The sequence below is a fragment of the Kitasatospora sp. NPDC091257 genome, assembly GCF_044757675.1.
Taxonomy (GTDB): domain Bacteria; phylum Actinomycetota; class Actinomycetes; order Streptomycetales; family Streptomycetaceae; genus Kitasatospora; species Kitasatospora lactacystinica.
On the sequence record NZ_JBIVVI010000512.1, the window covers coordinates 1 to 6,103 of the forward strand.

Annotated in this window: 6 protein-coding genes; 5 read left to right on the top strand and 1 reads right to left on the bottom strand. The window is 76.1% G+C overall.

Annotated features, from left to right (window positions below):
• Positions 1 to 1,232, top strand: a 1,232-nt coding sequence (locus ACIQOV_RS22965; RefSeq protein ID WP_401051203.1) for a sensor histidine kinase, incomplete at its 5' end; no start/stop codon positions are given.
• Positions 1,229 to 1,921, top strand: a complete 693-nt coding sequence (locus tag ACIQOV_RS22970; protein ID WP_401051204.1) for a response regulator — start codon at positions 1,229 to 1,231, stop codon at positions 1,919 to 1,921. The genes ACIQOV_RS22965 and ACIQOV_RS22970, both read left to right, overlap by 4 nt.
• A gap of 70 nt (positions 1,922 to 1,991) precedes the next feature.
• On the opposite strand, the gene ACIQOV_RS22975 is transcribed toward ACIQOV_RS22970, so the two are convergent.
• Positions 1,992 to 3,422: an amidase gene (locus ACIQOV_RS22975; RefSeq protein WP_401051206.1), complete on the bottom strand. Its 1,431-nt coding sequence runs from the start codon at positions 3,420 to 3,422 to the stop codon at positions 1,992 to 1,994.
• Positions 3,423 to 3,573: 151 nt separating this feature from the next.
• On the opposite strand from ACIQOV_RS22975, the gene ACIQOV_RS22980 reads away from it, so the two are divergent.
• The 3 genes from ACIQOV_RS22980 to ACIQOV_RS22990 form a co-directional block, all read left to right on the top strand.
• Positions 3,574 to 4,203, top strand: coding sequence for a TetR/AcrR family transcriptional regulator (locus ACIQOV_RS22980; protein ID WP_401051209.1), 630 nt, complete (start codon positions 3,574 to 3,576; stop codon positions 4,201 to 4,203).
• A gap of 165 nt (positions 4,204 to 4,368) precedes the next feature.
• Positions 4,369 to 5,616, top strand: a complete 1,248-nt coding sequence (gene aroA, locus ACIQOV_RS22985) for a 3-phosphoshikimate 1-carboxyvinyltransferase (protein WP_401051211.1) — start codon at positions 4,369 to 4,371, stop codon at positions 5,614 to 5,616.
• Between the two features lie 91 nt (positions 5,617 to 5,707).
• Positions 5,708 to 6,103, top strand: a 396-nt coding sequence (locus ACIQOV_RS22990; RefSeq protein ID WP_401051214.1) for a hypothetical protein, incomplete at its 3' end; no start/stop codon positions are given.

The following is a 6,103-nucleotide window of genomic DNA, read 5'->3' on the forward strand; positions in this document are numbered from 1 at the left end:
CCCAGCTCAGGCACTCGCCCGTGCTGCTGCTCGGGACGGTGCTGGGGCTGGGGCTGGTCTATCTGGTGCCGCCGGTGGCGACGGTGGCCGGGCTGCCGGTGGCGATGGTGGCGCTCGGGATGACGCTCGGGGTGTCCGGGCGGCCGGACACGGTCTGGCTGGCGCTGCCGCTGTGGGTGCTGCTGCTCGCGGTGGCCGGGCTGCCCCGAGCGGTGCGCCGGGTGCTGGCGGCGGGCGCGCGGCGACTGCTGGGCGTCGCGGTGCCCGCCCCGGTGAAGGGGGCCGCGGCGGAGCGCTGGCGGACGCCGGCGTTCGTGGTGGCGCACGTGGCGCTCGGGTGGACGGTGCTGATCGGCGGCAGCACGCTCCTCGTGATGGGGATGACGCTGCCGGGACGATGGGTGGAGGGCTCGGCCCGGGTCAGCCTCTTCGGCTGGGGCGCGGACGTGACCGGCGTCTGGTCGTGGGTCATCGGGGCGCTCAGCCTGGTCCTCGCGGCGGTGCTGCTCGCCGGGGCGTCGGGGGCGCTGCGGTGGCTGGCACCGCGACTGCTCGGACCCTCGCCCGCCGAGCGGCTCGCCCTGGCCGCCGAGCGGGAGCGGCTGCTGGCCGAACGCAACCGGCTGGCCCACGAGTTGCACGACTCCATCGGGCACACCCTGACCGCCGCCACCATCCAGGCGGCCGTCGCGGGGGAGGTGCTCGCCGACGACCCGGCGGCGGCGCGGGCCGCCATGCGCAGCATCGAGGAATCGACCCGGGCCGCGCTGGAGGACCTCGACTACGTGCTCGGCGCACTGCGCGAGGAGCAGACCGGCACCGCCCCGACCCGCACCCTCGCCGACCTGCCCGAGCTGATCGACCGGCTGCGGCACGCGGGCGCCGTCGTGGCGCCGCGGACCACGGGGGACCTCGCGCAGGTGCAGGGCACCCTCTCCCGGGCCGCCTACCGGATCGTCCAGGAAGGGCTGACCAACGCGCTGCGGCACGGCAACGGCGGTCCGATCGAGCTGCGGGTGACGGCGGGACCGGAGGAACTGGAGCTGACCGTGGTCAACGGGACGGCGGGCGCGGCCGAAGGACCGGGCGCGAGCGGCTTCCCGACCTCCGGGCACGGCCTGCCCGGGCTGGCCGAGCGGGTGCGGCTGCTGCACGGCGAGTTCGAGGCCGGCCCGGACGGCGACGGGCAGTGGCGGCTGGCGGTCCGGCTGCCGATGCGGTGGTCGGCGTGAGCGGCGCCGGCCCCGACGCGGGCGCGCCGTCCGACGTCACCGTCCTGATCGCCGACGACGACCCCCTCACCCGCAGCGGCCTGGGCACCCTGCTCGGCGCCCAGCCCGGCATCACGGTGGTCGGGAAGGCCGCCGACGGCATCGAGGCGGTCGAGCAGGCCCGGCTGCTGCGGCCGGACGTGGTGCTGATGGACGTGCGGATGCCGCGCCGCAACGGCATCGACGCCACCCGCGAACTGCTGCGGGAGCACGCCGACCCGCCCAAGGTCGTGGTGATCACCACCTTCGAGAACGACGCCTACGTCACCGCCGCGCTGAGCGCCGGCGCCAGCGGCTTCGTGCTGAAGCGGCGGCCCGTCCCGCAGATCGCCGAGGCGGTGCGGGTGGCGGCGGCGGGGGAGGCGGTGCTGTTCCCCGCCGCGCTGAGCCGGATGGTCGCGGCCCGGCCGCTGGACTCGGCCGAGGCGCTGCCCCGGGCGGCGCTGACCGGGCGGGAGGAGGGCGTGCTGCGGCTGATGGCGACCGGACTGTCCAACCCGGAGATCGCGCAGGCGCTCGCCGTCAGCCAGGAGACCGTCAAGACGCACGTGGGGAACGTGCTGGGCAAGCTCGGCGCGCAGAACCGGACCCACGCGGTGGTGATCGCGTACGAGAGCGGGTTGGTGGTGCCGGGGCTGCCGGGGGCGTAGCCGGCGGGGCGGGCGGGGGCGCGGCCCCGGAGCCGCCACGGCCCCGGAGCCGCGACGGCCCCGAGGGCCGCTACCGCACGGGGTCGATCGGGGTGAGGGTGCCGAGGCGGTCCTCGACGGCCTGGGCGGCGGCCAGGCACAGGTCCTCCCGGAAGGCACGGCCGACGAGCTGGACGCCGGTGGGCAGGCCGTCCGCGGCGAGGCCGGTGGGGACGGCGACGGCCGGTACGCCGACGAAGCTGGTCACCGAGCACAGCCGCATGGCCGAGTCGACCCGGTCGCGGCCCGCCTGGTCCCGGGACTCCAGTCCGGGCTCGACCGGCGGCTCGGTGAACACCGGGCCCAGCAGTAGCGGGTACTCGTGCAGGAACTCCGTCCAGGAGCGCCGGATGCTCATCCAGACGCTCATCAACCGGATCAGGCCGGGGGCGTCCACGGGCCGGGCGCCGCGCATCATCAGCTCGATGTAGCGGTCGCCGCCCTCGCCGAGCAACTGCCGCACGACGGGCCAGCTCGGCGCGAACTCGGTGACGGCGAGGCGGTGGTAGGCGTCGAGCGCCTCCTCCATCCGCGGGACGTCGGGGACCTCCCGGACGTCGTACCCGGCGTCGCGCAGCGCGTCGGCGGCGGTCTCGACGGCGCGGCGGACGGTGGGGTGCACCCCGTGGCCGCCGTGGCTGCCGTGACCGCCCGGATCGGCGACGACGGCGACCTTGATCGGGGCGGCGAGCGGTTCCCCGTACAGCGGGACGGGCACGGCGCGCGGGTCGCGCGGGTCGGTGCCCGCCAGCGTCTCGTAGGCGAGCCGCAGGTCGGCGACCGTACGGGCCAACGGGCCGTCGGCGACCAGGACCTGGGAGGCCGGGCCGGGGTCGTCCGGGCCGATCAGGCGCTGGTCGGCGGGGAACCGGCCGGTGGTCGGATTGAGGGCGGCGACCCCGCAGAAGGAGGCGGGGACGCGGACGGAGCCGCCGGAGTCGTTGCCGAGCCCGAGCGGGGCCATGCCGGCGGCGACCGCCACGCCGTCCCCGCCGCTGCTGCCGCCGGGGGTGCGGCGCGCGTCCCACGGGTTGCGGGTGTCGCCGTACAGCTCGCTGCGGGTGTGCATCCCGGCGAGGATCAGGGTCGGCAGGTTGCTGTGGCCGATCGGGATCGCCCCGGCCGCGCGCAGCCGGGCCACCGGGACGGCGTCGGCGGCGGCGACGTGGTCGCGGAAGCGCGGGCTGCCGAAGGTGGTCGGCACGCCGGCGATCGGGGTGCACTCCTTCACGGTGAACGGCACGCCCGCGAGCGGACCCAGTTCCTCGCCCGCGGCCCGGCGGCGGTCGGTCTCCCGGGCGGCCGCGCGGGCCCGGTCGGCGAGCAGCTGGGTGACGGCGTTCAGGTACGGGTTGACCTCCGCGATCCGGGCCAGGTGGTCGTCCACCACGTCCAGTGCCGACACCTCGCCCGTGCGCACGGCGGCGGCGAGTTCGGTGGCGGGCTTGCTCCACAGGGGCATGGGAGTTCTCCTCGGCTCTCCTCGGCCTGGTTCCGATGCGACCGCATCGGAACGGAATCACCATAGTCCGGAAACCGATACGCTTGCATCGAATAAAAACGAGGACCGACGAGGGCCAACGAGGACCGAAGGAACGCGGAGGGAGACCGGGATGCCCAAACAGGTGGACCACGAGGGCCGGCGCCGGCGGATCGCCGAGGCGGTCTGCCTGCTGGTGGACGAGCACGGGCTGGAGGGCGTCACGCTGCGGGACGTCGCCACCCGGGCGGAGGTCTCGATGGGAGCCGTCCAGCGCTGCTTCCGCACCAAGGAGGAGATGCTCCTGTTCGCGCTCACGCACATCGGCGCGCGGGTCTCCGAGCGGGTGCGGAGCCGGCTCGCGGCCGGCCCGGCGCAGTCGGCGGCCAGCGAACTCGGACTGGTGGCGGGCGAGGTGGCGCTGCTGCGCGAGGAGCACCGGGCCGAGGCCAGGATCTGGCTCGCCTTCGTCGCCGGGGCCGCCGTCAACCCGGCACTGGCGGCGACCCTGCGCGGCAGCTACGCGGCACTGGAGGACCTGATGGTGCGGCTGGTCACGGAAGCCGCCGGCGGGGCGGCCGTCGGCGGATCGGTGATCGGCGGGGCGGCCGCGGGCGGGGCCGTCGTCGCACGGACCGAGGCCCGCGCGCTGCTCGCCCTCGCCGACGGGCTCACCACGCACGTGCTGGTCGGGCACCGGACGGTGGGGGAGGCGGAGGAGGTCCTGCACGCGCACCTGGCCGGGCTCTGGGCGCGCTGCTGATCCGTCGCCCGCCGATCCGTCGCCCGCCGATCCTTCGCCCGCTGTTGTCGCCCGCGTCACCGTCCAGTCCGTGGAAGGCCGGCGAACGCGGCGGCCGGGTGCGGCAGGATCGGGCCCGACGTCACCGGAGACGCCTGTCGGACACTCGTGTTGGGAGAGCCTGCCGTGACCGCTGTGGAGATCCCGGGATCCAAGTCCATCACCGCCCGGGCCCTGTTCCTGGCCGCCGCCGCCGAGGGCGTGACCACCCTGCGCCGCCCGCTGTCCTCGGACGACACCGAGGGCTTCGTGCAGGGCCTGGACACCCTCGGGTACCGGATCGAACGGACGGCCGACACCTGGCGGGTGGAGGGCCGCCCGTCCGGGCCCGCCGTGCCGGACGCCGAGGTGTACTGCCGGGACGGCGCCACCACCGCGCGCTTCCTGCCCACCCTCGCCGCCGCCGGCCGCGGCACCTACCGCTTCGACGCCTCCGCCCAGATGCGCCGCCGCCCGGTCGCCCCGCTCACCCGGGCGCTGCGCGAGCTGGGCGTGGACCTGCGGCACGAGGAGGCCGAGGGGCACCACCCGCTGACGGTCGTCGCCGACGGCGTCCGCGGCGGTGAACTCGCCCTGGACGCCGGGCAGTCCTCGCAGTACCTGACCGCGCTGCTGCTGCTCGGCCCGCTCACCCGGGACGGCCTGCGGATCACCGTCACCCGGCTGGTCTCCGCCCCGTACATCGGCATCACCCTGGCGATGATGCGCGACTTCGGGGTCGAGGTGAAGCGGGAACGGACCCCCGCCGGCGAGGTGTTCGAGGTGCCCGCCGGCGGCTACCGGGCCGCCGACCACCCGATCGAACCGGACGCCTCCACCGCCAGCTACTTCTTCGCCGCCGCCGCCCTGGCCGGCCGCGAGGTCACCGTCCCGGGCCTCGGCCGGGACGCGCTCCAGGGCGACCTGCGGTTCGTGGACGTGCTGCGGCGGATGGGCGCCCGGGTGGACATCGGCGGCGACCGCACGACCGTGGCCGGCGACGGCCGGCTCGGCGGGATCACCGTCAACATGCGGGACATCTCCGACACCATGCCCACACTCGCGGCCATCGCCCCGTTCGCCACCGGCCCGGTGCGGATCGAGGACGTCCACAACACCCGGGTCAAGGAGTGCGACCGGCTGGAGGCCTGCGCCGACAACCTGCGCGCGATGGGCATCACCGTGGCCACCGGGGACGACTGGATCGAGATCCGGCCCGGCACCCCGCGCCCGGCCGAGATCACCACCCACTCCGACCACCGGATCGTGATGTCCTTCGCCGTCACCTCGCTGCGCACGCCCGGCATCACCTTCGACGACCCGGGCTGCGTGCGGAAGACCTTCCCGGGGTTCCACGAGGCCTTCGCGGAGCTGCGGGCGGCCTGGGGGATCTGACCCCCGCCGGCCGCGCGGCGCCCCGGCGCCGCCGGTCGCCCGCCGGAATCCCGGTTGCCGGGCGGCGGGCCCGGCGGCGAGGATGCCGTTCGTGTCCGAGACGGTTTTCGAGACGGAGTCAGACGGGCCCGAGCTGCGGCCCTACCCCAAGATCCCCGCGCGCGGCCGCTCCGGCGGGCCAGGCAGCCGGGAGTGGACCGCGGCCGAGAAGGTGCACGGGGCGCACTTCGCGGTGGTCTGCGAGGGCGGCTCGGTGCGGGCCGCGAAGCGGCGTGAACTGCTGGACGACGAGGGCCTGGACGCCTTCTTCGGCGTCAGCCGGATCTGGCCCGAACTGTCCGTCGCGGCGGCCCGGTTCGCCGCCGCGGTGCGCGGGACCCGGGACGGTGCCGCGGTGCGCGGGACCCGGGACGGTGCCGCGGTGCGCGGGGACGGCGCCGCCGCGGTGACGATCTACGGGGAACTGGCCGGCGGCCGCTACCCGCAC

What these genes read in the sequence shown, in the direction of transcription:
- ACIQOV_RS22975 (WP_401051206.1), bottom strand. Translation starts at nt 3,422, where the DNA reads ATGCCCCTGTGGAGCAAGCCCGCCACCGAACTCGCCGCCGCCGTGCGC.
- ACIQOV_RS22980 (WP_401051209.1), top strand. Translation starts at nt 3,574, where the DNA reads ATGCCCAAACAGGTGGACCACGAGGGCCGGCGCCGGCGGATCGCCGAG.